Here is a 2,058-nt window from a genome sequence, read left to right as displayed (position 1 = left end):
AAAAAAAATGGACTTATCCCAAGTGATGATATATTTCTGGAATAAAAAAACGTCGCATAACAAGGGTTTGGCAATAGCGGGCAGAAAGTCTAAAATTCACGTTTTGTGCTTCGGTAGAAATTTGTATTTTAATTGAAAGTTTCGGCTTCGTTTTGCCCGCCATCGCCAAGCCCCGAAACGTTATAGGCCATTTAAAGACACAATTCCATAACATAGACGAATGAAAACAAATTTTGAAAACTGGAATACAGAACTTGAAAAAGTTTGGAATTTAAAAACAGAAGAAGATTGTGTAAAATTTAGTGATTTAATGTACTCACTAAATGGCGATGAAGATGAGACTTATCTAAATAAGCTAATTGACACTGTAACATTAAAAGAAGATTTTGGACTTTATGAAAGTTTGTATAATGCAGTTTGGGCGTTCCCACCAGAATTGGTCGGACAGATATTAGCCAAACGACTTCCTGAATTTCAAAAAAGAATGGGAAAATCTGACCAAGTTTTTAGATTTTATATTCCAATTCCGAATAATGAAGATGCATTGAACGCTTTTATAGAGGAAGCTAAAAATTGGACTACAACTGAAAAAAGAACTTCATTATCTGCTATAGAAAATTGGTTTGTAGAGGATGAAGAGTGGGAAACTGTTTTAAAAAAACTAGGCAAAACTATCTCAAAACCTAAAGAAGATGCTATTCCTGAATATTGGGAGGAAAATTGGAAAAGAAGATTTGAAGATGGTAGAAAAAAAGGTGGAGAATATTCTATAAGTGGTATATTTTGGAAAAAGGGAAAGAAGGAATGGCTTGAAGATTTAGATTTCTTAATGGAAGTTTTAGCTTTAAATCTTGGTAAAGATTGGCGACAAATCGACACGATGACAAACGCTCTCTGGTTTTTTGCCAAAACTACAGTTTATCCAATTTTTGTTCAAAAACTAAAAGAATTATCAATTGAAAAACAATCAAAAATTCTTGACAACATTAAGAAAGTTAATAAAAAGAAATTTAAACAATTAAGTGAAGAAATAAACGGCATATAACAAGGGTTTTGCAATAGTGGGGCGAAACTGCAAAGTCCAACGGTAGTTCTTCGATTCAACTTTTGTGGAAAATTGAAGATTTGCGCTTCGATTGCCCCACCATCGCAAAGCCCCGGAACGTTATAGGGCATTTTAAAAGACGACACAAGAAACAGCAATGACAACTTTGGGAAACATAGAAAAACTCATTTTGGTGACAAAAATCAACGATAAAGTTGTTGACGGCTCAACCATTATGGATGAGAAAACCAAAGAGGCATTTAAGAACTTATCAAAATACACGAGAGAACTTTTAGAAAAAGAGCCAAAGATGAATTCATACGGACTGAACTCATTGAAAAGTGGACTTTTGACCTATTGGAACGAGAGTATTAATCCAGATACCGAAAGCTTTTGGACAGAATTAAAAGTCAACGGGATTGATTACGAAAGAAAAGAGCCTTTAAAATTTGCCTTAGAGAAAAACCAATTCAGACGAGTTGACCAAGGAATGGACGCAAGAAAATATTGGACTGAACTAAAAAATCGAAAAGAAATCACAGACAAATACTCACAAATAGAAATTGAAAAAATAGAAACAATAATTGCGGATGACGAAAATCGAAGACTTGAAATTTTGAAAAAGTGCTTGAGAAAAAACGAAATACCACAGACACAATATTTGAAATTTGGAGAGTGTATGGCTTATATGAATAACTGTGGAATTTGGGACAAGTATTTTAACAAAGAAGAAGTTCAACAACTTTATGACATTTGGACAAACTTTAAAAGCAAATGACCAAAGAACAAAGAAAAACGCCCTATAACAGCGGTTTGGCAAAAGTGGCGGTTCAGTGCTCCGCAGACACATTTGTGGTTAATCAAAGTTTGTTCTCCGCATCAACATTTGTGGTGAAAATCGCCACCTTCGCCAAGCCGCGAAACGTTACAGGCAATTTTAGACCGACAACAACACTTAAACAGTATATGGGATTAGATATGCGACCAATGGGGAAACCCAAACCAGGATTTGA

General features: G+C 34.6%; 3 protein-coding genes. All 3 read left to right on the top strand.

The window, feature by feature from the left end; translation table 11 throughout:
* Positions 1-220: 220 nt before the first annotated feature.
* Positions 221-1,045: a hypothetical protein gene (locus ASG21_RS19440; RefSeq protein WP_056084827.1), complete on the top strand. Its 825-nt coding sequence runs from the start codon at positions 221-223 to the stop codon at positions 1,043-1,045.
* A gap of 166 nt (positions 1,046-1,211) precedes the next feature.
* Entirely contained in the window at positions 1,212-1,823 is a 612-nt protein-coding gene (locus ASG21_RS19435; RefSeq protein WP_157844540.1) for a hypothetical protein, read from the top strand.
* On the top strand, positions 1,820-2,058 hold a 239-nt coding region (locus ASG21_RS20385), incomplete at its 3' end, for a hypothetical protein (RefSeq protein ID WP_056084820.1). The genes ASG21_RS19435 and ASG21_RS20385, both read left to right, overlap by 4 nt.

Source organism: Chryseobacterium sp. Leaf394 (assembly GCF_001424105.1).
In the GTDB taxonomy this organism is placed as follows: Bacteria; Bacteroidota; Bacteroidia; order Flavobacteriales; family Weeksellaceae; genus Chryseobacterium.
Note: the sequence above shows the minus strand (reverse complement) of the source record. Positions and strands in the feature narration are given on the sequence as shown.